This is a genomic window from Streptomonospora halophila (genome assembly GCF_039542725.1).
GTDB classification, from domain to species: domain Bacteria; phylum Actinomycetota; class Actinomycetes; order Streptosporangiales; family Streptosporangiaceae; genus Streptomonospora; species Streptomonospora halophila.
Genome location: NZ_BAABIK010000083.1, coordinates 1 through 855 on the forward strand (window position 1 = coordinate 1; position 855 = coordinate 855).

Here is an 855-nt window from a genome sequence, read left to right on the forward strand (position 1 = left end):
ATGCCCCCTTTCGCCCATGACAGCGCGCAATGGGTCCGCGACACCGCCAAATGGGTCCTCGGCATCGAAATCCCCGAGACCGACCCCGCCAAACTCCGCGCCCTCGCCGAAACCCACGACGGCCTCATCACCGCCCTCAACGAACTCCGCGACACCATCGACAACACCCGCCGCAAAGCCCGCGCCAACTTCTCCGGAACCGCCGCCGAATACTACAGCGAAGCCATAAAAAAATACACCACCGGCGACAACGACTACATCGCCGCCGCCACCGACACCAGCAGAAAACTCGCCGACATCCTCCGCAAAGCCGCCGCCGACGCCGAATACATGAGCTGGATGGCCCTCGTCCAACTCCTCATGCTCCTCGCCGAAATCGCCTACGCCATCGCCATGGCACCCTGGACCGGCGGCGCCTCCCTCACCTGGATCCCCGCCTTCAAAGCCATCCGCAGCCTCCTCATCCGCCGCATCATCACCTGGTTCTTCACCACCCTGCTCGGCCACATCGCCTTCGAAATGATCGGCGCCCTCGCCGGACTCTTCATCCAGATCGGCCAGATCGAAAACGGCAAACGCGACGCCCTCGACATGAAAATGGCCCGCGACGAATTCATCGGCGCCCTCATCACCGGCAGCATCTCCGCCGGACTCGCCCCCATCGTCGACAAAGTCATCGGCCTCCAGATCGACCGCGTCCTCCGCAACAACCTCGACATCCTCACCAACACACCCCCACCCCGAATCGACACCGACCCACCCCCGGTCAAACCCGACCCCGAACCCATCCCCGACCCGATTCCAGACCCGCCCACACCCAAACAAGAAACCATTCCCGACCCCAAACCAGAAACC

At 63.3% G+C, this 855-nt stretch carries 1 protein-coding gene; it reads left to right on the forward strand.

Features of this window, described 5'->3' with window-relative positions; translation table 11 throughout:
• Nucleotides 1–855, forward strand: an 855-nt coding sequence (locus ABEA15_RS25560) for a WXG100-like domain-containing protein (RefSeq protein WP_486387888.1), incomplete at both ends; no start/stop codon positions are given.